A 23,058-nucleotide genomic window follows, 5' to 3' on the forward strand; every position below is an offset into this window, starting at 1 on the left:
GGCGCGTGAAATCGCGCGCCGGGAAAGGTGGACGGTGGTATCATGCTGCCGTCCGCCGTTGCGTTCGACCCTCGATAAGGATTTCAGTCATGAAGCGTTTGTTCGGTACGGTTGCAGTGATTGCGGCGACGTGCCTTTCCGTAGCGACACCGGCGCTCGCGCAGAGCAGCGCCGACGACGCGCGTTTCGCCGCCGCACAGTCGCGTCTCGACAGCGAATTGCAGATCTTCCGCCAGGAATTCGATCGCTACCAGTCGGTCCGCAATCGCGGCGGCTATGCGCCACAGGGCGGCTATCGCACCGCACCCGACCGTGGTTACCAGGAAGCCTATCCGGACGAGCGCGACGAAGGCAATTACGATCCCTCGCGCTATTACCGCGCCGGCCCGAACTATCAGGAGCGCACGCTGTCGACCAACGACCGCGTCTATGCGGGTCAGGACGGCAAATATTATTGCAAGCGTAGCGACGGCACCACCGGGCTGATCATCGGCGCGGCCGGTGGCGGTATCCTCGGCAACGTGATCGACGGCGGTCGTTCGCGGACGGTGGGTACGCTGCTGGGTGCAGCGGTCGGCGGCCTCGCCGGGCGTGCCGTGGATCAGAACAACAGCCAGGTCCGCTGCCGCTGATCCGCACCCCCATCCCGTCATCCTGACGAACCTCCGTCATCCTGACGAAAGTCAGGATCCAGAGCCACGAGCATAACGCTTCGTGGCTCTGGATCCTGGATCAAGTCCAGGATGACGGCTTTCTTGGGGCCGCCCCTTACTTCGCCGGCCCGACCAGCTTCTGCGTGAAATACGTCATCTGCAAAGCCTGCAACCGGGCCCCCTGCTCGATATCCGCATCGCCCGAATGCCCGCCCGCCGTATCCTCATAATACAGATACGGCAGCCCATATTCCTTCAACCGCGCCGCGAACTTGCGCGCATGCTGCGGCCCGACGCGGTCGTCCTTGGTCGTCGTCCAGATATACGGCTCCGGATACGCGACGCCCTTCTTGATGTTCTGATAGGGCGAGATCTTTTCGAGAAACGCCTTCTCCTCCGGCACGCTCACCGAGCCATATTCGTCGACCCACGAAGCCCCTGCCGCGATCCCCTCGTACCGGATCATGTCGAGCAACGGCACTTGGATCGTCACCGCCTTCCACAAGTCCGGATGCTGGTTGAACTCGACGCCCATCAACAACCCGCCATTAGATCCGCCATAGATGCCCAGCTTAGCCGGACTCGTCAGCTTCCGCGCAAACAGGTCCTTCGCCACTGCGGCAAAGTCGTCATAGATCACCTGCCGCTTCGTCTTCCGCCCGGCATCATGCCACTTGGGCCCGAACTCCCCGCCGCCACGAATGTTGGCGAGCACGTACGACCCGCCCCGCTCCAGCCACAGCTTGCCGGTGCTCCCCGAATAGCTCGGCGTCATCGACACCTCGAACCCGCCATAGGCGGTCATGATCGTCGGCGTCGTCCCGTCGAGCACGATGCCCTTCTTGTGGACTACGAAATACGGCACCTTCGTCCCGTCGGTCGAGGTCGCCTCGAACTGCTCGACGACATCGTTCGACGCATCGAACTTCGGCGGCAAAGTCTTGATCGACTTCGGCGCAGCGCCCGTCGCCGCATCCAGCGAGTAGAGCGAGGTCGGCGTGAGGAAACCGGTCACCGTCAGATAGGCGTCGTCGCTGCGATCGGTCGTGCTCACGACATCGATCGAGGCATTGTCCGGCAGCGCGATCGGCTTGGCAGTCCAGCCGTGCGCGCCGTGCGAATAGACCGACGCGCGGCCACGGACGTTGTCCGACACCACCAGCAACAGCTTTGACCTGGTCAGCCCCATCCCGTCGACCGACTGGCGCGGCCCCGGTGCGAACACGATCGTCGGGTTGATCGTCCCCTTCTCGACCTCGGCAAGCGGTGCGGAAGCAACCGCACCCTCGGGGATCTTGCCCCATAGATCGCTGGTCGAGAAGATCACCTGGCCGTCGATCATCCCCGCCGGAAACGTCCGGTCAGGCAGATCGAGCGGGCGCGTACCCGTCGGCGTCCACACCAGCTTGTCCGCGCCGAAGAACGTCTTGCGCCGCTGGATCACGATCAGGCGATGGCCCTTCTCGTCGGTCAGCACGTTGGTCGCGGTGCTGCCCTGGTCGGTCGCCGCCCCGCGATAGACTTCGGTCGCGGCGGTCAGCGGCTGGCCGCGCTTGAGCGTCTTCATCACGAACGCATAGCCCGACTGGGTTGTCGTCCCCGCCCCCCAGTCGCGCGCGACCAGCAGCGTATCCTTGTCGACCCACGCCGCATCCTGCTTCGACCGCGACAGCAGAAAGCCGCCCTCGACGAACTGTCCGGTCGACAGGTCGAATTCGCGATACGTCACCGCGTCCTCGCCGCCCTCGGAGAGCGCGACCAGGCACAGCCGCTGCTCGGGCTCGAGGCAGGTCGAGCCCTTCCAGACCCACTGTTTGCCCTCCGTCTTGCCGAGCGCATCGAGATCGAGCGCGGTCGTCCATTTCGGCGTCGCCGACGCGTAATCGGCAGCACTCGTCCAGCGCCACAGCCCGTGCGGATGATCGGCATCGCGCCAGAAATTATAGATCCGCCCGAACATCTGGTTCGGCATCGGGATGCGATCCTTCGCCGACGCGATCGCCAGCGCCTCGGCATAGAAGGTCTTGTAGCGCGGATCGTTCTGGAGCCGCGGCAACGTCTTCGCATTCTCCGCCTCGACCCAGGCCAGCGGCTTCACGCCATCCTTGTCCTCGAGCCAGATATACGGGTCGGCGGCGGTGTTCGTCTTGGTCATCGGTGCGACCTGGGCGGTGGCTGCGGCCCCCGCAAGCAGTGTCGCCGCCGTCGCAAACAAGATACCACGCATATACAACTCCCTACCGTCACCCCGGGCTTGTTCCGGGGTCCACCGATCCGCATAACAAATCCTGTCGAGTGTGCGGCACGGTGGTCCCCGGAACAAGGCTCTCCTGAGGAAAGTTGAAGGATCCGCGGTAACGAAGCGAGTTCAAGAAAATGCAGGACGGCCTGCCCAAACCCCGCCGCTTCGTCGCCATCGCCGCGATCTCGGCGGGGACCGCGCTGACGATCATCGACGGCGGCATCGCCACCGTCGCGCTGCCAACGATCGCACGTGACCTGCATGTCGGTAACAGCGCGGTGGTGACCGTCGTCACCGTGTACCAGCTGATCCTGGCGATGGCACTGCTCCCGTTCTCCGGGCTCGGCGACCGCATCGGCCTGAAGCGCATGTACCAATACGGCCAGCTGCTGTTCACGGTTGCGACGTTGCTGTGTTTCTTTGCCAAGAGCCTGCCGTTCCTGCTCGTCGTCCGCGCCGCGCAGGCCCTGGGTGCGGCGGCGGCACTGAGCGTTTCGTCGGCGCTGATCCGCTCGATCTATCCCACCAAGCAGCTTGGCCGCGGGCTCGGCATCAACTCGGTCGTGGTCTCCAGTTCCGCGGCACTCGCCCCGACGATCGGCGGTCTCGTCCTCGCCATCGCCCCCTGGCCCTGGGTGTTCGCCAGCGCCGTACCGTTCGCGATCGCGTCGCTGCTGCTCGGACGCGCGCTACCGGAACCGCGGAAACACGACGAACCCTTCGACGTCCTCGGCGCGGTAATGTGCGCGGCGATGATCGGCCTCGTCATCGGCGGGGCGGAAAGCGCGGTCCACGGCGACAGCCCGATCGTCTCGGCCGCGATCGTCCTGACCGGCGTGGTGATAGGCTGGTTCTTCGTGAAGCGCGAACAGGGCGAGACCAAGCCGATCCTGCCGATCGACCTGCTCGCTCGGCCCGTCCTCGCGCTGTCGGCGATCGGTGCGTACACCGCGTTCATCGCGCAGATGACGCTGCTGCTCTCGACCCCGTTCCGCCTGACGCACGCCTACGGGTTCAGCGCGGCGGAGGTGGGCGCCGCGATCGCGCCGTGGCCGCTGGCGAACATGTTCGTCGCGCCACTGTCTGGGTGGCTGTCGGATCGCTATCCCGCCGGGCTGCTCGGCGGGATCGGCATGGGCGTGTCGATCACTGCGCTGCTGCTGATCGCGTACATGCCCGCAGACCCCGGATATTTCGACATCGCATGGCGAATGGCGTTGTGCGGCTCGGGCTTCGGGATGTTCATGGCCCCGAACGCGCGCCTCATCATCGGCTCCGCCCCCCGCGAACGCGCCGCAGCAGCTGGCGGGCTAGTCTCGACGGTGCGGCTGGTAGGCCAGACCACCGGCGCCACCCTGGTCGCCGCCCTCCTGGCCATGGGCGTAGGCGCTGGCATGATCCCGCCGCTCGTAGCAGCAGGCCTGGCGCTAGTGGCAGGCCTATGCAGCCTAAGCCGCCTCCGCCCCTCGATCCGCAATCCACCAACCGAAGAAACGCAAGACGTCCAGCCCGCGCAACAAACGCGGTGACCTACTCCCTCTCCCCTCCGGGGAGAGGGTCGGGGTGAGGGGCAGCCAAGCAGCGCTCAGCCCGGAACAGCCCCTCACCTCAGCCCTCTCCCCGCAGGGGAGAGGGAGCAGAAAGAAGAAGAATGTTCACCCTGCTATTCCTCCCCGGCACGGGGAGGGGGACCGCCGCTCGCAGAGCGGGGGTGGAGGGGGATCACCCGGAGCGTAACGCCTCGAAGAACGAACACTCCGGGAGCCCTGCCGCCTGCAAACCTTGAGCATCCACCACCGTAACTCTCGGGGTGAGCCCCCTCCACCAGCTTCGCTGGTCCCCCTCCCCGTTCCGGGGAGGATACCCATCAAAACGCCGCCGTCGCCTTGGCCTCCCCCATCATCGCAGCCCGCACCAAAGGAATCGGCGGCCCCCCATAACTCAAGAATTGGTCATGGAACGCCTTCCAGGCCTTCCTTCCACCCCGCGTCGCCGTCCAGTCCGCCCGCAACTTCCGGATCATCAACTTACCCATCGTATAGTTCAGATACGCCGGATCATACGTCCCCCGCGCCGCCTGCTGCTTCGCGTTCCCCTCGTCCTGGTAACACTCGTCGACGAACATCCGGAACGACTGCTCCTGCGTCATCCTCTTCGCATGCATCCGGATCGCAGACAGATACCGGCAATCCCGCAGCAGAGCGTTCGAGATCTGGCCGACATGCGTCTCCGCATCACCGTTGTTGAGCCCAGCCTCGAACATCATCTCCTCGGCGTAATGCGCCCACCCCTCGGCAAACGCATACCCCACGAACAACCGCCCGAAGAGCGACGGCGAGCGGTTCGCATGCAGGAACTGGACGAAATGCCCCGGCATCACCTCGTGCACCGAGGTGAACAGCAGGTCGTTCTTGCCCGGCACGAACGCGTCCTGCACCGCCTTGGTCCAGCTCGGATCGGGCGGCGAGATGTAATAGATCGACGGCACGCCCTTATCGAACGGCCCCGGCGGATCGATATACGCCGAGTTCTGCCGGTTATACGGCGGCGATTCCTCGACCAGCGCCTGCTCGGTCCCCGGGATCGTCACCAGGTCGTGATCCACGACGAACTTCCGCAGCGTCGGGATCTGGCGCCGCGCCTCGGCGACCGGGCCGCCGACCGGCTTGTTCGCGTTCATCTTGTCCATGCACGCGAGGATCGTCTGCCCCTTGGCGAACACCCCGCACGCCTGCGCCAGCGCCGCCTGGTTGCGCTTGAGATCGGCGACACCCGCCGCCTCGAGCTGGTCGAGCGGCGTATCGACGCCTTCGGTCATCGCCACCATCCGCGAGAACTTGTTCGCCCCGAGCGCGAAATCCTGCGTCGCGGTCGCGCGCTGGCCCTCGGTCCACGTCCCCAGATCGCGCATCGCCTTCGACGCCGCCTGCGCCGCATCGGTCAGCTGCTTCTGCGCCGCCGCATCCTTCACGCTTGCGAACGCCTTCACCGCGTCGCCCGCATAATAGTCGGCAAAGCCGTTGAACGCCGCCGTCCCGTAATTGACGTAGCTGAGCGGCATCGGCGTCTTGAGGTTCGCCTTGATGTTGCCCGCCGCCGCCGGGATCTTCTGCAGGAACGCGGTCAGCGCCTTCATCCGCGTCGGCGCATCGGCATAGTTGCGCGCAATATACGTGTTCGGATCGAGCCCCGCGCTCACATACCACGCCGGATTGTGATGCGGCTGGTCGGCATCCTCCAGCCAGAACAGCTTCCCCTTGGCGACCTGTACCAGATAGTCGCGCTCGAACGCCTCGGCGGGCTTCAGATCCTTGAACGCCCCCGCCTTGTCGATCGCGCCATGCAGGAAGTCCGCCTGCCGCTTCAGCCCCGCTGCGCTCCAGTCGCCCAAGCCGCCGTCATACTCGTGCTTGCCCTGATAGACCGCGTTCGCCGGATCGATCTTGAACCAGCCGTCGATGAAGCCATCGCGGAACCCCGCCCAGTCGCCCGTCGCAGCAGTCGTCGGCGCGGCAGGAGCCTGCGTGTTCGCAGTCGTCTGCGCAGGGCCGCACGCGCTCAAGGCGAGGACTGCGCCAAGCGCCGTCGTCAAAAGTCCGATCCGCATCCTGTCTCCAATTCCGATTCGTCTGGGACCATGCTGCCAGTCGAAGCTTCGGTACGCCAGCGTGCGGAACGGCGGGCGCGATGAGCCGTTGAGCGCACACCTCCCTAGAGAGACTGGATAGCTTGATGCCCTACGTAAAAACCCGTGACGGTACCGATATTTACGTCAAGGATTGGGGCACGGGACGCCCGGTGATCCTGACGCATGGCTGGCCACTCAACGCCGACAGCTGGGACGCGCAGGCGATGGCGCTCGCGCACGCCGGCTTCCGCGCGATCGCGTATGACCGCCGCGGGTTCGGTCGCTCGGGCCAGCCCTGGACCGGCTACAACTACGACACGCTGACCGACGATCTGGCCGACGTGATGGAAGCCACCGGCGCGAACACCGACGCGACGATCGTCGGCTTCTCGATGGGTGGCGGCGAGATCGCGCGCTACATGAGCCGCTACGACGGCAAGGGCGTGGTCGCCGCCGGGCTCATCTCGTCGGTGGTGCCGTACATGCTCAAGACCGACGACAATCCCGACGGCGTCGACGAGGAAACGCTGGCCAGCATCGGCGCGAACATCGAGGACGACCGCCCGGCGTTCTTCAAGACCTTCCTCCAGCAATTCCTCGGCGTCGGGTTCATCACCTCCCCGGTCAGCGACGAGGTCGTCGACTGGGCCTGGAGCCTAGCGATGCAGGCGGGCCTTCACCCGACGCTGGAATGCGCCAAGGCATTCGGCCACACCGACTTCCGCGGCGACCTGGCGGCCTTCCGCGTACCGACGCTGGTCGTCCACGGGACGAGCGACAAGACAGTCCCGATCGACGCCACCGGCCGCGCCGCCGCCAAGGGCATCGCGGACTCGCAGCTGGTCGAATATGACGGCGCCCCGCACGGCCTGACGATCACCGAAAGCGATCGCTTCACCAACGACCTGCTGACGTTCCTGGGTCGGTAACGCCCCGCCCGTCATCCTGACGAAAGTCAGGATCCAGAGCCACGAGCGGAATCGCAAATGGCTCTGGATCCTGGATCAAGTCCAGGATGACGGCGCGCTCAGTTCCCCAGCGGAACGATAACCTCGTCCGGATGCGCGACGTTCAGTTCCTTGCGGACCATCTCGTCGACCATATCCGGGTTCGCATGATCCGGGTTCAGCAACGCCACCCGGTTCTTCAAGACCTCGCGCTTGCGATCGAGCGCGGCGTAATCCTGTTCACGCTTCGCAAGCTGGCGCTTGTAATCGCCATACGCGAACATCCCGTTCGGCCCGAGCACGGCATACGCGCCGAAGAACGCCATCAGCGTCAGCCCCAGCGCCGGCCACGCGGCCTTGCGCATCGTCTTCCGCAACTTGCTGGTCTTCGTCGTCACGCGTGCCATGTCGTCCTCCGGTACTCCAAACTCCGTCTACCACTCACTCCGTCACCCCGGACTAGTTCCGGGGTCCACCGTTCCGCGCAATCAAGTCTGTCGAATATGCGGGACCGTGGATGCCGGAACAAGGCCCTCCTGAGCTAGTCGAAGGGCCCGGCATGACGGATGGGCAATCAGCCCCCGATCAGGATGTCGCGCCCAGCATAACGCGCCGCATCACCCAGCTCTTCCTCGATCCGGATCAGCTGGTTGTACTTCGCCAACCGGTCCGACCGCGCGAGACTGCCCGTCTTGATCTGACCGCAATTGGTCGCGACAGCCAGATCGGCGATCGTCGAATCCTCGGTCTCGCCCGACCGATGCGACATCACCGCGGTATACTTCGCGCGCTGCGCCATCGACACCGCCTCCAGCGTCTCGGTCAGCGTGCCGATCTGGTTGACCTTCACCAGCAGCGAGTTCGCGATACCCTGGTCGATCCCGCGCTTCAGACGCTTCGGGTTGGTCACGAACAGATCGTCGCCGACCAGCTGGACCTTGTCGCCGATCAGGTCGGTGAGCGTCTTCCAGCCCTCCCAATCGTCCTCGCCCATGCCGTCCTCGATCGAGAAGATCGGGTAGCGGCGCGTCAGGTCCGCGAGATACTCCGCCATCTCGGCGCTTTCGAGGATCCGGCCCTCGCCCGAGATGTCGTACTTGCCGTTCTTGTAGAACTCGGTCGCCGCGCAATCGAGCGCGAGCATCACGTCCTCGCCGGGCTTGTACCCCGCCTTCTCGATGCTCGACATGATGAAGTCGAGCGCCTCGGTGGTGCTGCCGATGTTCGGCGCGAAGCCGCCCTCGTCGCCGACGCTGGTCGACAGGCCCTTCTCGCTCAGGCCCTTCTTCAGCGTGTGGAAGATCTCCGAGCCGCAGCGCACCGCCTCGAGGATGTTCGACGCGCCGACCGGCACGACCATGAACTCCTGGAAGTCGATCGGATTGTCGGCATGCTCGCCGCCGTTGATGATGTTCATCATCGGCACCGGCAGCAGATGCGCCTGCACGCCGCCGACATAGCGGTACAGCGGCAAACCACGCGCTTCGGCTGCGGCCTTGGCGACCGCGAGGCTGACGCCGAGGATCGCGTTCGCACCCAGCCGGCCCTTGTTCTCGGTGCCGTCGAGTTCGATCATTGCGCGGTCGAGGTCCGACTGGTCCTCCGCGTCCATGCCGAGCACGGTGTCGGTGATCTCGTCGTTGACCGCATCGACCGCGCCATCGACGCCCTTGCCGCCCCAGCGGGCCTTGTCGCCGTCGCGGCGCTCGACCGCCTCGTGCGCGCCGGTCGAGGCGCCCGACGGGACAGCCGCGCGGCCGAAGCTGCCGTCTTCGAGCAGCACGTCGACCTCGACGGTCGGATTGCCGCGGCTGTCGAGGATCTGGCGTGCATGAAGGTCGATGATTGCGGTCACGTAACGATGCTCCTACAAATCCCGGTGCCGGGTCGTTCGCGCCGCCTCTACCGTCTCACGCCATATCGGGCAATCGCGCGCGCTTCGGGAACCGCGCTTCAACGACGGTGTTGAGGGCGTAACAATTCTGAAAGGGACCGTCATGGCCGACTCCAGCGTAAACGACACCGTCAACGACCTGAAAACGACCGCGAACGAGGTCGGGACCGAGCTCAGCAAGACGATCGATAACGGCGATGTCTCGGCCAAGGCCGGCGATGCAAAGCAGGCGATCAAGGACGGCGCGAACAAGTACACCGCGCAGGCGACCGACAAGGTCCGCACCTTCGCCGAGGACGGCAAGGCACGCGCAAGCGGTGCTCTGGAGCAGGTCGCTCAGTTGCTGACCGACGCCGCCGGCCAGGTCGATGAGAAGCTCGGTTCGCAATACGGCACCTATGCGCGCAGCGCCGCCGACAGCGTCTCCGGTTTCGCCGATCAGGTGAAGGCGAAGGACATCGACGAGCTGTTCGACGACGCGCGCGAACTCGTGCGGAAGTCGCCCGCGATCGCCGTGGGTGCAGCAGCCGCCATCGGCTTCGTCGTCGCACGACTGGTGCAGTCGGGCGTCGATGCCAACTCGAAGGTCTGACGTCTTGGTCGACCCACTGACGTTCGCAACCGGCGAAGACGAGAGCCTAGCGTCGATCGTCGGTCGCCTCGCGACTGAGACGAAGAGCCTCGCGACCGCGGAAGTCGCTGTCTACAAGGCGAAGTTCGGCGAGACGGCGAGCGCGTACAAGTCGGCCGCGATGTTCTTCGCGGTCGCCGGCGTACTGGCTCTCGCCGCGCTGATCGCACTGCTGGTCGGTGCGATCTTGACGGTGGCGACGCTGGTGGGGCCAGGATGGGCGACCGCCATCGTCGTGGTGGCCGTCCTCGCAGTGGCGGCGATCCTGGCGATGATCGGCAAGTCGAAGCTTCAGACGAAGAGCGAGCCCGTATCATGACATCCGCCAAAGTCGCCGCCGCAGAGATTGAATCGGCCCTCGCCCGCCAGCGCGTCATGATGACGATCGGGCAGTTGCAGGACCGGCTCAATCCGCGAAAGCTTGCGCTGAACGCCAGCCGCGACATCGCCGATGCCGGCACCGCCGCGCTCAGCGCCAGCGTGGAGACCGTGAAGCGCAATCCGGGACCGACCGCGGGGTTCGCCGCGGTTGCCGGACTGTTCCTCGCGCGCCACCGGATCGTCGGACTGTTCCGCCGCGGGCGCTAGGCCCGTTGAAACCTTGAAGTCCCGGCTCGCGTTGAACCCTCATTGCATTGAACGGCGAGCAGCTTGCCACCAGAAGGACATTTCCATGACCGACGCAAAGACCACCGCTAACGAAGGCGCCCACGAGACCGAGAGCCGCCTGCGCGAGGGCCTCGACACCGTCCGCGAGACCGCATCGAAGGTCTATCACGACGCTGGCGACAAGGCTTCCGAGGTTCTCGAAGTCTCGCGCGAGAAGACCAAGCGCGTCGTTAACAACCTCGAGTCCAACCCGCTCGGCATCCTCGTCGGCGGTCTGGCCGTAGGCGCGCTCGCCGGTGCGCTGCTCCCGCGTTCCGCGCGTGAGAAGGAACTGCTCGCTCCGGTCGGCAAGCGCCTCAGCGAGACGCTCGTCGCGGCGACTGCGGCAGCGAAGGACGCCGGTCGTTCTGAACTGGGCGAACTCGGCCTGACCAAGGACAATGCTCGCGATCAGGCCAAGGGCCTGCTCGACGGTATCGTCAAGGCCGTCACGACGGCCGGTACCGCAGGTGCGAAGGCGGTTTCGCAAAAGCCTGCCGTCTGAGGGTTCAAACCGCGGGTCGAACACGCTAGGGAGGCGGCAACCCCCTCCCTAGGAAAGCAAGCGCATGAGCAAGCTCCACCTCGTATTCGGCGGCCGCGTCAGCGACCCGCGCACCCTGGATTTCAACGATCTGAGCAAGATCGAGTTCGTCGGCGTGTTCCCCGACTACGCTAGCGCCGAAAAGGCCTGGCGTGCTGCGGCGCAGCGTACCGTCGATGACGCGGAGATGAAGTTCGTGGTGGTGCACCTGCACCGGATGCTCGAGCCGAACCTGGGCGCGACAGTAGCCTGAACTACACCTGAGCCGTCATTCCCGCGAAGGCGGGGACCCACACTGGCTGACGTCGCGACATGATCGCAACGACATAGGCTATGGATCCCCGCCTCCGCGGGGATGACGGTTTTGGGATACCTGCCTGACGAGCAAGTTCGCGTGAAACGGCGCCTTCCCTCTCCCGTTCGGGAGTGGGAGACGCCAAAGGCAGCGCACCCTTTCCGTTCGTGCTGAGTAGAGACCGAGTAGGCTCGAAGAGCCGTATCGAGGGCTCGTATCGAAGCACAGGTCCCGCGCGCCAACCCATCCTTCGATACGCCGCTTCGACAAGCTCAGCAGCTACTCAGGACGAACGGTGTGGGTTTACATCAGCGTGGAGTGGAACGAAGTGGGGTTAGTTGCGAGCTAGGTGCTCAAGCCGCCCGGTAATGCCAGAGCAACAACGGCCGAGCCAGCACCAGCCCCGCCAAGAACCCACCGATATGCGCGCCAATGGCAATCGGCCCGCTAGCCCCAACCGAAGCCCCAAACCCGGCCAGCCCCATTAGCAACTGGATCCCGATCCACGCCGCAGCCAGCCACACCACATGCACGACCCCAGCCGGCACCGGCCCGATCGCCTGCGCCCGCCGCTCGCCATACAATAGCGCATAAGCCCCAACGACCGCCGAAATCGCACCGCTGGCGCCAATCATCGGCGCGGTAGACTCAGGCCCGAACGCCCAATGCCCCGCCGCCGCCGCATACGCGCCCAGCACGTACAGCACGACCAATCCGACCGTTCCCAGCGCCTTCTCGACGAACTGCCCGCAATACACCAGCATCACGAGGTTCAGCGCGATGTGCGCCCAGCCACCATGGATCAAGGTCGCGGTCAGCGGCGTCGCCCAGGACGGCACGACGAACATATGCTCGCTAGGAATACCGAGATCGGTCATCCGCAACGGAATGAACCCGGCGTTCACCGCCCAGTACCCAAGCGACCCGCTCAGCACCAGAAATCCCGAGACGATGACCGTCACGATCGTGATGATCGCCGTCGCCCGCGTCTCGAAGAATTGCATAAGGCTCAGATGAACTCGATCTTGGAGACGACGTAGTAACGCTCGCCCGCCGGCACCGTGACCTCGACCTCTTCGTCGAGCTTGCGCCCGATCAGCCCACGCCCCAGCGGCGAATTGTACGAGATCCGCCCGGTCTTGGCATTCGCCTCGGTCTGGCCGACGATCTGATACTTCACCGGCTTGTCGTTCTCGTCGAGCAACGTCACCGTCGCGCCGAACACGACCTTGTCGCCCGACAGGTCCTTCGGGTCGATGATCTGCGCACGCGACAGCTTGTCCTCGATGTCCGAGATCGATGCCTCCACCTGTCCCTGACGTTCCTTCGCGGCATGATATTCCGCGTTCTCGCTCAGGTCGCCGTGCGCGCGCGCCTCTTCGATCGCGTCGACGATCGTCGGACGTTCGGCTTTCAGGCGCTTCAGATCCGCGCTCAGCGTCTCATAGCCTTCCTGCAGCATCGGCATCTTTTCGACGGTCGCCATCATCTCGTCCCCAAATCCATTTCCCCGCGCGAGGCCCTGTACCAGCCCCGCCCACACATCATTCTCATGTCGGGATCAGTCGTGCGACTGCGAATAATAGGATTGCAGCGGCCGTACTTCAAGGCTGTGCGTCGAAAGCTTGGCGATCGCCTTCGCCGCTTCGAGCGAAGCCGGCGCGGTCGTGAAGTACGGAATACGCTGGCCGAGCGCCGAAGCACGGATAGGCTGCGAGTCCTTCAGGCTCTGCCACCCCTCGGTGGTGTTGAAGATCAGCGCGATATCGCCGTCCTTGATCCGGTCGACGATATGCGGCCGACCCTGGGCCACCTTGTTGACTTTCTCGACCGGTAAGCCGGCAAGCGCGAGATGATCCGCCGTCCCGCCGGTCGCGACGATCGAGAAGCCGGTGTCGACCAGCGCCTTCACAGCCTCGACGATCATCGCCTTGTCGCCGTCCTTCACGCTGACGAAGACATTGCCCTTGGTCGGCAGGATCGTCCCCGCGCCAAGCTGAGCCTTCGCGAACGCGATCGTGAAATCGGGATCGATTCCCATCACTTCGCCGGTCGACTTCATTTCCGGTGACAGCACCGGATCGACGCCGGGGAACTTGTTGAAGGGGAACACCGCCTCCTTCACCGCATAATAGTCGATATGCCGGTCGATCTTCGGCAAATTGACCAGCTTCTCGCCCGCCATCACGCGTGCGGCGATCTTGGCGATCGGCGCACCGATCGCCTTGGCGACGAACGGCACGGTGCGCGACGCGCGCGGGTTGACCTCGATGAGGTAGACCAGGCCATCCTTCACCGCGAACTGGATGTTCATCAGGCCGACCACCGACAAGGCATGCGCAAGCGCCACCGTCTGCCGCTCGATCTCGGCGATGATCTCCGCCGACAGCGAGTAAGGCGGGATCGAGCAAGCCGAGTCACCCGAATGGACGCCCGCCTCCTCGATATGCTGCAACACGCCCGCGACCACCACGTCGGTCCCGTCGCAGATCGCGTCGACATCGACCTCGATCGCATCGCGGAGATACTGGTCGATCAGCACCGGCGAGTCGCCAGACACCTGCACCGCGGTCGCGATGTAATGCTCGAGCTGCCCGATCGTATCGACGATCTCCATCGCCCGTCCGCCGAGCACATAGGAAGGCCGCATCAGCACCGGATAGCCGATGCGCTCCGCCGCCGCGACCGCCTCGTCCCGGCTCCGTGCGAGACCATTCGCCGGCTGCAACAGCCCGAGCTTGGTGATCAGCGCCGCAAACCGCTCACGGTCCTCCGCCAGATCGATCGCGTCCGGCGTCGTCCCCAAAATCGGGATGCCCGCAGCCTCCAGCGCGCGCGCAAGGTTCAGCGGAGTCTGCCCGCCGAATTGCACGATCACGCCCACCAGCGTACCGTTCTGCTGCTCGACATGCAGGATCTCCAGCACGTCCTCCGCGGTCAGCGGCTCGAAATACAGCCGGTCCGACGTGTCGTAGTCGGTCGACACCGTCTCCGGGTTGCAGTTGACCATGATCGTCTCATAGCCCGCGTCCGCCAGCGCAAAGCACGCATGGCAGCAGCAATAATCGAACTCGATCCCCTGCCCGATCCGGTTCGGCCCACCGCCCAGGATCACGATCTTCTTCCGGTCAGTCGGCTCGGACTCGTTCTCGGGCTCGCCGAAGCTCGGCGCCTCGTAGGTCGAATACATATACGGCGTCTTCGCATCGAACTCGGCCGCGCACGTATCGATCCGCTTGAACACCGGCCGCACGCCGAGCTTCAGGCGATGCTGGCGCACCTCCTCCTCGGTCACGCCGCCGGTCATCGCCTTGACGACCTCGTGGATCAGCCCCGAGCCCCGCGCGATCCCGCGGTTCATGCCCCGCAGATTGGCGGACTGCAGCGCCAGCCATGCGAGCCGCTTGTCGCTGAACCCCATGCTCTTCAGGCGACGCATGCCGGGCGCGTCGATCGGCAGCCCGTCCTTCATCACCTCGGCCTCGGCCACGATGATCTCGGCGATCCGCTCGAGGAACCACGGATCATACTTCGCGATTGCATGAACCTCGGCGACCGTGAAACCCTCGCGCAAAGCCTGCGCCGCCACCAGCAACCGGTCCGGCGTCGCGACGGCCAGCGCCGCCTCGATTTCCGCCCGCGGCGCACCGACCAGATGATCGACCTGGTTGAACCCCGACAGGCCCGTCTCAAGCCCGCGCAACGCCTTCTGCATCGATTCGTGGATGTTGCGACCGATCGCCATCACCTCGCCGACCGACTTCATCGCGGTGCCAAGCGTATTCGACGCGCCCTTGAACTTCTCGAACGCGAACCGCGGAATCTTCGTGACAACGTAATCGATCGTCGGCTCGAACGCGGCAGGCGTAGCGCCGGTGATGTCGTTCTCGATCTCGTCGAGCGTGTAACCGACCGCCAGCTTCGCCGCGACCTTCGCGATCGGGAAGCCGGTCGCCTTCGACGCCAGCGCGGACGAGCGCGAAACCCGCGGGTTCATCTCGATGACGACCAGCCGGCCGTCCTTCGGATTGACTGCGAACTGGACATTCGAACCGCCTGTTTCGACACCGATTTCGCGCAACACCGCGATCGATGCGTTGCGCATGATCTGGTATTCCTTGTCGGTCAGCGTCAGCGCCGGCGCGACCGTGATCGAGTCGCCGGTGTGGACGCCCATCGGATCGACGTTCTCGATCGAGCAGATGATGATCGCGTTGTCGTTGCGATCGCGCACCACCTCCATCTCGTATTCTTTCCAGCCGAGCAGCGATTCCTCGATCAGCACCTCGGTGGTCGGCGACAGGTCGAGCCCGTTACGGACGATCGCAATGAATTCCTCGCGGTTGTACGCGATGCCGCCGCCCGAGCCGCCCATCGTGAAGCTCGGCCGGATGATCGACGGAAGCCCCGTCTTCTCAAGGCCTTCGAGCGCTTCCTCGACAGTGTGTGCGATCGCCGAGCGCGCGCTTTCCAGCCCGATCCGGTCCATCGCATCGCGGAACTTCAGCCGGTCCTCCGCCATGTCGATCGCATCGGCATCCGCCCCGATCATCGTCACGCCGTACTTCTCCAGCGTCCCGTCATGGAACAGCGCCAGCGCGGTATTCAACGCGGTCTGCCCGCCCATCGTCGGCAGGATCGCGTCAGGGCGCTCCTTCTCGATGATCTTGGCGACGATCGCGGGCGTGATCGGCTCGACATAGGTCGCGTCGGCCAGCTCGGGATCGGTCATGATCGTGGCGGGGTTCGAATTGACGAGGACGATACGATAGCCCTCCTCCTTCAACGCCTTGATCGCCTGCGTGCCCGAATAATCGAACTCGCACGCCTGGCCGATGACGATGGGTCCTGCGCCGATGACGAGGATCGAGGAGATGTCGGTGCGTTTTGGCATTACTCAGTCCATTCCCAGATATAGCTGACGTGCTTCGCGCCAGCCGCCGTTAGCGCCTCATCGACCTTGTTAAGGGCTGCATTAAAGCAGTGATGCGCGTTACTCGGCTGTGTCTCTTTGGAAAAATTGATAAGTGGCTCGTCGAGAAACAAGCCATCTCTACGGAGATAAGTCGTCTGCTTAAGGCCGCAGATGTTCACGGCCTTCTTGAAGATCGTTTCCGGCATCGCAGGGGCACTCTGACCGCAAGCTACTAAAAATAGCGAACCTGATGTCACGAGCGCCCCGCTCTTAAGCACGCGGGAGTTGTCCGACGAACTTCTCGAACAGATACAAACTATCCTGCGGACCCGGGCTAGCTTCGGGATGATACTGCACGGAAAATGCTGGCTTGTCGGTGAGTTCAAGCCCAGCATTCGATCCGTCGAACAGCGACACATGCGTCTCGCGGACGTTCGCCGGCAGGCTGTCGCGCTCGACCGCGAAGCCGTGGTTCATGCTGGTGATCTCGACCGCGCCGTCGGACAGGCGCTTGACCGGGTGGTTGGCGCCGCGGTGGCCTTGGAACATCTTCGTCGTGGTCGCGCCGACCGCGAGGCCGAGCAGCTGGTGGCCGAGGCAGATGCCGAACAGCGGCTTGCCCGTCTCCAGCAGCTGGCGGATCACCGGCACCGCGTATTCGGCGGTCGCGGCGGGATCGCCGGGGCCGTTCGAGAGGAAGATGCCGTCGGGGGCGAGGGCCATCACGTCGTCGAAGCTGGCGGTGGCGGAGACGACCGAGACTTTCGCGCCTGCCTCGACGAGGTTGCGGAAGATGTTGCGCTTCGAGCCGTAATCGATCGCGACGACATGGGGGCGGGCCTTCTGCTCCCCTCCCGCATCGCGGGAGGGGTTGGGGGAGGGCATGGCCTCAGGCAGGGTCGGCGCTGATTGGCCAGCCCCTCCCCCGACCCCTCCCGCAAGCGGGAGGGGAGCAGAAGCGCCCTCTCCTGCTTGCGAGCTATCCCCGTAGCCGAAGCCCAGCTTCCAGACACCGCCGGGCGCATACTCACCCCAGACATAATGCATCTCGGTCGACACGTCCTTGGCGAGGTCCATGCCCTCCAGCCCCGGCCACGCGCGCGCCATCGCCAGCAGCGCAGCCACGTCGAACTCGCCGCTAGCCGAATGCGCGATCACCCCATTAGGCGCGCCCGCCACCCGGATCCGCCGCGTCAGCGCGCGCGTGTCGACGCCCGACAGCCCGATCCGCGCATGCCGCTTCATCCAGCCATCCAGCCCCTCGACCGCGCGGAAGCTCGACGGCTGCGTCACGTCCTCGCGGACGATGATGCCGAGCGCGTGCGGGTCGTCCGCCTCGACGTCGTCGGGGTTCGCGCCGACATTGCCGATATGCGGGAAGGTGAAGCAGATCATCTGCCCGGCGAACGACGGGTCGGTCAGCACCTCCTGATAGCCGGTCATCGCGGTGTGGAAGCACACTTCGCCGACCGCACTGCCCTCTGCGCCGAACCCGCGACCCCAGATCACGTCGCCATTGGCGAGGACGAGGACGCCTGTTGCACCGGCAGGCATGGCTATAGGCTGGGCGTCGGCCATCAGGCTGGGCACTCTCTTTACGTTGACGATGTCGCTAAGTGGTGTCCGCTAAGGCCGGCGTGCCGCAGCGTCAATCTGTTAAACGGGCGGCGGACGCGCTATCCCGTCGGGCTATCCCGAACCGCCTGAAAGACCAGTACATGATTCGCGACGACATCAAGGCTGCGCAGCTGACCGCCATGAAGGCCGGCGACAAGCAGAGCCGCAACGCTATCTCGTTGATCCAGGCCGCGATCAAGAACCGCGACATCGAGGCGCGGACCGGAAAGGCGCCCGATAGCGACGACGCGCTGGTGGTCGAAGTGCTTCAGAAGATGGTCAAGCAGCGCCGCGAGTCGATCGAGATGTTCTCGAAGGGCGGCCGCCAGGAGCTCGCCGATGCGGAGGCGGCGGAGGTCGCCGTGATCGAACGCTTCTTGCCCCAGCAGATGAGCGAGGCGGAAACCGCAGCGGCGATCGAGGCGATCAAGACGGAACTCGGCGCGACCGGCATGAAGGACATGGGCCGCGTGATGGCGGAGCTGAAGGCACGCCACGCCAGCGAGCTGGACATGAGCAAGGCGAGCGGCCTGGTAAAGGCGGCGCTGTCGTAAATTCTGCTCCCCTCCCGCTCGCGGGAGGGGTCGGGGGAGGGCAGTGCCCAAAAGGAGACGGAGCATTGGAACAACGCACCCGCATCCGAGACCTCCGCGCCAACCCGACGCGTGCAGAGAGCGCGCTGTGGCAGCATCTAGCTGCCCGGCGAACGTCCGGCGTGAGGTTCAATCGCCAGGTACCGATCGGCCCGTTCATCTGCGACTTCGTTTCCCGCGCTACGAAGCTCGTCGTCGAAGTCGATGGCGGCCAACATGATTGGCAGTCCGACGACGATGCGAGGCGGACGCGCTTCATAGAACACCAAGGCTACCGCGTGATCCGGTTCTGGAACAACGACGTGCTGGAGCGGATGGAGGGCGTGGTGGCCGAGATCGGGCGCGTGCTTGCGGAACGCCCCTCCCCTAACCCCTCCCGCAAGCGGAAGGGGGACTCGGTCGTGAACTCCGCGAACGCAGCCCCCCTTCTGCTCCCCTCCCGCCTGCGGGAGGGGTCGGGGGAGGGCAGTGCCGCAAACACCACCCCCACAAAAGCAACCCCATGGCGCTAACCCCACAATTCCTCGACGAACTCCGCGCCCGCACCTCGCTCTCGGCGCTCGTCGGCAAGACCACCAAGCTCACCAAGGCCGGTCGCGAGCACAAGGGCTGCTGCCCGTTCCATAACGAGAAGACCCCCTCCTTCTACGTCAACGACGACAAGGGCTTCTACCACTGCTTCGGCTGCTCGGCGCACGGCGACGCGATCAAGTGGATGACCGACCAGCGCGGCCTCCCCTTCATGGACGCGGTCAAGGAGCTCGCGCAGGCCGCCGGGATGGACATGCCCGCGATGGACCGCCAGTCCGCCGCCAAGGCCGAGCGCGCCAAGGGCCTGCACGAGGTCATGTCCGACGCCGCCGACTGGTTCACCGAGCAGCTCAACGGCCTCCCCGGCACCGACGCCCGCGCACTCCTCAACCGCCGCGGGATCAAGCCCGAGACGGCGCGTGCGTTCGGCATGGGGTTCGCCCCCGACAGCCGCGGCAAGCTCAAGACCGCGCTGAAGGACTACGGCGACCCCATGCTGGTCGAGTCCGGCATGCTCATCTCGGTCGAGGGAAAGGACCCGTACGACCGGTTCCGCGGCCGCCTGATGATCCCGATCCGCGACCCCCGCGGGCGGACGATCGCGTTCGGCGGGCGCGTGCTCGACGGTGGCGAGCCCAAATACCTCAACTCCCCCGACACGCCGCTTTTCGACAAGGGCCGCACGCTCTATAATCTCGATCGAGCCGCCCCCGCCTCGCGCAAATCGGGCCGCGTGCTGGTGGTCGAAGGCTATATGGACGTCATCGCGCTCGCCCAGGCCGGCTTCGGCGAAGCGGTCGCACCACTGGGCACGGCATTGACCGAAGCGCAACTCGAACGACTGTGGCGGATGGTCGACGTGCCCCTGCTCTGCTTCGACGGCGACGGCGCCGGTCAGAAGGCGTCGCTCCGGGCTGCCCACCGCGCGCTGCCTCTACTCGCCCCCGGCCGCAGCCTCGCGTTCGTCACGCTCCCGCAAGGCCAGGACCCCGACGACCTCGTCCGCGCCGGCGGCCCCGGTGCGTTCGAGGCGTTGCTGAAAACCCCCGAACAGCTCGTCGACCGGCTCTGGGCCACCGAAGTCGCCGCCGAGGCGCTGGACACCCCCGAACAGCGCGCCGGCCTCAAGCGCCGCCTCCACGAACTCGCGGAGGGCATCGCCGACCCATCGGTGAAGCAACAATATCACGCCGAGTTCAAGAACCGCTTCTACGAGCATTTCAAACCGGTGCGCGCGCCCTTCGTGCCGCGCGGCGAGCGTCCCAAGGGCGGCTGGAAGCCCCCCGCCGCGCCCGTCACCGAGGATGCAAAGGCCTTCCTCGCCACCGGCATCGACCGCGTATTGGCGAAGGCCGTCCTCGCCGGGCTGATCCGCCACCCGGTCGAGATCGCGCGGCACATGGAGGTGCTCGGCTCGCTCCAAATGATCGACGGCGCGCTCGGTCGATTGTTCGAAGCGGTCGTAGATGTTGCACTTGAGGACCAGAAGCTTGATAGCGGGCGCTTGCTCACCATATTGGCGAGGTCCGGTTTCAATTCAGTCGCGAGTGACCTGTTGAGAGCCGATACGATGCCCTATTCGTTCACGCAGACCACGGCCGATCCAGCCCGCGTCCGTGCCGACCTCGACGAGGCGATCGCGATCATGGTCGCCCGCCCTGAGGTAGACGCGGCACTCAAGCAGGCGACCGCGGCGATGCAGACGCACTTCACCGAAGATGCGTTCGAACGACAAGTGGCTATGGTAAGAGAGAAACAGGCGTTGGAAGTCCGACTTGCAAATCTTGTACAGTCGAACGAAGACGCCCGAGCGTTGGGTACCGAGGGCGATTGATGGCTAAGGCGAACATGGCGGAACCCGCCGAGACGAACGAAACCGGCGATGCGCCGCTGATCGACATGAACGATGCGTCGATCAAGAAGGTCATCGCGCGCGCCAAGAAGCGCGGCTACATCACCTATGAGCAGCTCAACGAAGCGCTGCCGCAGGGCGAGATGTCGTCCGACCAGATCGAGGACATCAGCGCCGCGCTGAGCGAGATGGGGATCAACATCGTCGAGAACGACGAAGCCGGCGAGGACGGCGAAACCGAGCCCGCCAAGGATGACGAGGACGAGCCGGAGGCCGCCGACGCGGATGCCGACACAGGCCCCGCGATCGAGAAGAAGAAAGAGACGATCGATCGCACCGACGATCCGGTCCGCATGTACCTGCGCGAGATGGGCGCGGTCGAGCTGCTCAGCCGCGAGGGCGAGATCGCGATCGCCAAGCGCATCGAGGCGGGTCGCGACACGATGATCCTCGGTCTGTGCGAATCGCCGATCACCTTCAACGCGATCATCGACTGGTCGACCGCGCTGAACGAAGGCACGATGCAGCTGCGCGAGATCATGGATCTCGACGCGATGCTGTCGAAGGATCCCGCCCCCGAAGCGATGGCCGAGGACGGCGAAGCTGACGACGGCGAGATCAGCGAGAAGAACGCCGGCCCCTCGTTCAAGGAAGAGGCCGAGCCCGAAGAGCCGTCCGCCGACGAGGACGAAGACGGCGAGCGCCGGGCCCCCCGCGCATCGGACGACGAGGAGGAGGACAACACCCTCAGCCTCGCGCAGATGGAAGAGCAGCTTAAGCCGATCGCGCTCGAGCGGTTCGCCAGCATCACCGCGCTCTACAAGAAGTTCAGCAAGATTCAGCAGTCGCGCGTCGACGCGATGGGCATCGGCGGCGATTTCTCCGCGGCCGACGAGCGGAAATACCAGAAGCTGCGCGAGGAACTCACGGCGGAAGTCGAGAGCGTCCAGTTCCACAACGCCAAGATCGAATATCTGGTCGATCAGCTCTATGCCTATAACCGTCGCCTGACCGCGCTGGGCGGCCAGATGCTGCGCCTCGCCGAGCGCCACAAGGTGCCGCGCAAGGACTTCCTCGATCGCTATATCGGTCACGAGATCGACGAGAACTGGCTGACGACGGTCAACAAGGTCGACAAGAAGTGGACCGCGTTCGTCGCCAACGAGGGCGAGGCGGTCGAGCGCATCCGCGCCGAGATCGCCGACATCACGCAGCAGACCGGCATGGCGCTCACCGAGTTCCGCCGGATCGTCAACATGGTCCAGAAGGGCGAGCGCGAGGCGCGCATCGCCAAGAAGGAGATGGTCGAGGCGAACCTGCGGCTGGTGATCTCGATCGCCAAGAAATACACGAACCGCGGCCTGCAGTTCCTGGATCTCATCCAGGAGGGCAATATCGGCCTGATGAAGGCGGTCGACAAGTTCGAGTATCGCCGCGGCTACAAGTTCAGCACCTATGCGACGTGGTGGATCCGTCAGGCGATCACCCGCTCGATCGCGGATCAGGCGCGGACCATCCGCATCCCGGTCCACATGATCGAGACGATCAACAAGCTGGTCCGCACCAGCCGCCAGTTCCTCCACGAGCAGGGCCGCGAACCGACTCCGGAAGAGATGGCCGAGCGCCTCTCCATGCCGCTCGAGAAGGTGCGCAAGGTGATGAAGATCGCCAAGGAGCCGATCAGCCTCGAGACGCCGATCGGCGACGAGGAGGATTCGCATCTCGGCGACTTCATCGAGGACAAGAACGCGATCATCCCCGTGGATGCCGCGATCCAGGCGAACCTCAAGGAGACGGTCACGCGGGTGCTGGCGTCGCTGACGCCGCGTGAGGAGCGCGTGCTGCGGATGCGCTTCGGGATCGGGATGAACACCGATCACACGCTCGAGGAAGTCGGCCAGCAGTTCTCGGTCACCCGCGAGCGCATCCGCCAGATCGAGGCGAAGGCGCTGCGGAAGCTGAAGCACCCGTCGCGTAGCCGGAAGATGCGGAGTTTCCTCGACCAGTAAGGGTTGGGGATTGCTGATCGAACGAATGGGCCGCGGTGGAAACACCGCGGCCTTTTTAA

The 23,058-nt window shown here is 65.0% G+C and carries 20 protein-coding genes; 12 read left to right on the forward strand and 8 right to left on the reverse strand.

What is annotated here, in order from left to right:
* The first annotated feature begins 89 nt into the window (after positions 1-89).
* The gene (locus tag ASG20_RS08480) at positions 90-632 is read left to right on the forward strand and encodes a glycine zipper 2TM domain-containing protein (RefSeq protein ID WP_056051024.1); all 543 of its coding nucleotides are present in this window, start codon (positions 90-92) and stop codon (positions 630-632) included.
* A 136-nt stretch (positions 633-768) separates the two neighbouring features.
* On the opposite strand, the gene ASG20_RS08485 is transcribed toward ASG20_RS08480, so the two are convergent.
* A complete protein-coding gene (locus ASG20_RS08485) occupies positions 769-2,880 on the reverse strand; it encodes a prolyl oligopeptidase family serine peptidase (RefSeq protein ID WP_056051026.1) in 2,112 nt (703 codons plus the stop codon).
* 149 nt (positions 2,881-3,029) lie between these two features.
* On the opposite strand from ASG20_RS08485, the gene ASG20_RS08490 reads away from it, so the two are divergent.
* Complete coding sequence (locus ASG20_RS08490) at positions 3,030-4,424, forward strand: MFS transporter (RefSeq protein WP_056051027.1); 1,395 nt, start codon at positions 3,030-3,032, stop codon at positions 4,422-4,424.
* Positions 4,425-4,762: 338 nt separating this feature from the next.
* Here ASG20_RS08490 and ASG20_RS08495 read toward each other — a convergent pair whose 3' ends face one another.
* Positions 4,763-6,502, reverse strand: a complete 1,740-nt coding sequence (locus ASG20_RS08495; protein WP_056051029.1) for a DUF885 domain-containing protein — start codon at positions 6,500-6,502, stop codon at positions 4,763-4,765.
* A 125-nt stretch (positions 6,503-6,627) separates the two neighbouring features.
* Between ASG20_RS08495 and ASG20_RS08500 the strand changes: the two genes are divergently transcribed.
* On the forward strand, positions 6,628-7,452 hold the full coding sequence (locus ASG20_RS08500; RefSeq protein ID WP_056051031.1) for an alpha/beta fold hydrolase: 825 nt from the start codon (positions 6,628-6,630) through the stop codon (positions 7,450-7,452).
* Between the two features lie 98 nt (positions 7,453-7,550).
* Here the strand turns inward: ASG20_RS08500 and ASG20_RS08505 are convergent, their stop codons facing one another.
* The gene (locus ASG20_RS08505) at positions 7,551-7,877 is read right to left on the reverse strand and encodes an FtsB family cell division protein (protein WP_055878455.1); all 327 of its coding nucleotides are present in this window, start codon (positions 7,875-7,877) and stop codon (positions 7,551-7,553) included.
* Between the two features lie 167 nt (positions 7,878-8,044).
* Complete coding sequence (eno, locus tag ASG20_RS08510; RefSeq protein ID WP_056051033.1) at positions 8,045-9,325, reverse strand: phosphopyruvate hydratase; 1,281 nt, start codon at positions 9,323-9,325, stop codon at positions 8,045-8,047.
* Between the two features lie 142 nt (positions 9,326-9,467).
* Here eno and ASG20_RS08515 point away from each other — a divergent pair, with 142 nt between their 5' ends.
* The 5 genes from ASG20_RS08515 to ASG20_RS08535 all read left to right on the forward strand — a co-directional run bounded on the left by ASG20_RS08515 (position 9,468) and on the right by ASG20_RS08535 (position 11,440).
* Positions 9,468-9,956 carry a hypothetical protein gene (locus tag ASG20_RS08515; RefSeq protein WP_056051036.1) on the forward strand — a complete coding sequence of 163 codons (489 nt, stop codon included), beginning with the start codon at positions 9,468-9,470 and terminating at the stop codon, positions 9,954-9,956.
* Positions 9,957-9,960: 4 nt separating this feature from the next.
* On the forward strand, positions 9,961-10,314 hold the full coding sequence (locus tag ASG20_RS08520) for a phage holin family protein (RefSeq protein ID WP_231420276.1): 354 nt from the start codon (positions 9,961-9,963) through the stop codon (positions 10,312-10,314).
* Positions 10,311-10,583, forward strand: a complete 273-nt coding sequence (locus ASG20_RS08525) for a hypothetical protein (RefSeq protein ID WP_056051039.1) — start codon at positions 10,311-10,313, stop codon at positions 10,581-10,583. Before ASG20_RS08520 ends, ASG20_RS08525 begins: the two co-directional genes overlap by 4 nt.
* A gap of 85 nt (positions 10,584-10,668) precedes the next feature.
* Positions 10,669-11,148 (forward strand): hypothetical protein, encoded by a 480-nt coding sequence (locus ASG20_RS08530; protein ID WP_056051041.1) that lies wholly within the window; start codon positions 10,669-10,671, stop codon positions 11,146-11,148.
* 64 nt (positions 11,149-11,212) lie between these two features.
* Positions 11,213-11,440, forward strand: a complete 228-nt coding sequence (locus ASG20_RS08535) for a DUF4170 domain-containing protein (protein WP_056051043.1) — start codon at positions 11,213-11,215, stop codon at positions 11,438-11,440.
* A gap of 395 nt (positions 11,441-11,835) precedes the next feature.
* Here the strand turns inward: ASG20_RS08535 and ASG20_RS08540 are convergent, their stop codons facing one another.
* The 4 genes from ASG20_RS08540 to carA form a co-directional block, all read right to left on the reverse strand.
* Entirely contained in the window at positions 11,836-12,486 is a 651-nt protein-coding gene (locus tag ASG20_RS08540; RefSeq protein WP_056051044.1) for a rhomboid family intramembrane serine protease, read from the reverse strand.
* Between the two features lie 5 nt (positions 12,487-12,491).
* A complete protein-coding gene (greA, locus tag ASG20_RS08545; protein ID WP_056052861.1) occupies positions 12,492-12,968 on the reverse strand; it encodes a transcription elongation factor GreA in 477 nt (158 codons plus the stop codon).
* 75 nt (positions 12,969-13,043) lie between these two features.
* A complete protein-coding gene (carB, locus tag ASG20_RS08550; protein ID WP_056051046.1) occupies positions 13,044-16,376 on the reverse strand; it encodes a carbamoyl-phosphate synthase large subunit in 3,333 nt (1,110 codons plus the stop codon).
* A 291-nt stretch (positions 16,377-16,667) separates the two neighbouring features.
* Positions 16,668-17,975 (reverse strand): glutamine-hydrolyzing carbamoyl-phosphate synthase small subunit, encoded by a 1,308-nt coding sequence (gene carA / locus ASG20_RS08560; protein WP_056051050.1) that lies wholly within the window; start codon positions 17,973-17,975, stop codon positions 16,668-16,670.
* Between the two features lie 140 nt (positions 17,976-18,115).
* Between carA and ASG20_RS08565 the strand changes: the two genes are divergently transcribed.
* From ASG20_RS08565 to rpoD, 4 genes are all read left to right on the forward strand, one after another.
* On the forward strand, positions 18,116-18,568 hold the full coding sequence (locus ASG20_RS08565; protein WP_056051052.1) for a GatB/YqeY domain-containing protein: 453 nt from the start codon (positions 18,116-18,118) through the stop codon (positions 18,566-18,568).
* A 65-nt stretch (positions 18,569-18,633) separates the two neighbouring features.
* A complete protein-coding gene (locus tag ASG20_RS08570; protein ID WP_082470858.1) occupies positions 18,634-19,119 on the forward strand; it encodes an endonuclease domain-containing protein in 486 nt (161 codons plus the stop codon).
* Positions 19,110-20,972, forward strand: coding sequence for a DNA primase (gene dnaG / locus ASG20_RS08575; protein ID WP_056051054.1), 1,863 nt, complete (start codon positions 19,110-19,112; stop codon positions 20,970-20,972). The genes ASG20_RS08570 and dnaG overlap by 10 nt, the downstream gene beginning before the upstream one ends.
* The gene (gene rpoD, locus ASG20_RS08580) at positions 20,972-22,999 is read left to right on the forward strand and encodes an RNA polymerase sigma factor RpoD (protein ID WP_056051057.1); all 2,028 of its coding nucleotides are present in this window, start codon (positions 20,972-20,974) and stop codon (positions 22,997-22,999) included. The genes dnaG and rpoD overlap by 1 nt, the downstream gene beginning before the upstream one ends.
* Positions 23,000-23,058: the final 59 nt, after the last annotated feature.

Origin of the sequence: Sphingomonas sp. Leaf198, assembly GCF_001424005.1 — a bacterium.
In the GTDB taxonomy this organism is placed as follows: Bacteria; Pseudomonadota; Alphaproteobacteria; order Sphingomonadales; family Sphingomonadaceae; genus Sphingomonas.